Annotated in this window: 1 protein-coding gene; it reads left to right on the forward strand. The window is 68.5% G+C overall.

The genetic code is table 11. The features are described 5' to 3' along the window. Positions 1-258, forward strand: a 258-nt coding sequence (locus SB772_RS41250; RefSeq protein ID WP_410838682.1) for an FUSC family protein, incomplete at its 5' end; no start/stop codon positions are given. Between the last annotated feature and the right edge of the window lie 12 nt (positions 259-270).

Here is a 270-nt window from a genome sequence, read left to right on the forward strand (position 1 = left end):
TTGGTGATCGCCGCCTGTCAGTTCGGGGCAGAGATGTTCATAGCCCGCCAATACTTGGTCGCCCAGCTTTTCGTTACGCCCCTGGCGTTGATCGCAACGCTGTTGGCTGCTCGCGTGGACCCAGCACTGCTGCTGCGCGACCGTATCATCGAGACCGTCATCGGCGCCGCCGTCGGCGTAGCTGTGGTGGTGGCGCCCGCGGCGTGGCGCCGGGTCCGGGCCGATCGGCCGGCGCGCTCGACGTCGGCAGCTGCGTAGGCTAGCCCCGAC

This window comes from Paraburkholderia sp. SIMBA_030, from assembly GCF_046535245.1.
Taxonomy (GTDB): domain Bacteria; phylum Pseudomonadota; class Gammaproteobacteria; order Burkholderiales; family Burkholderiaceae; genus Paraburkholderia.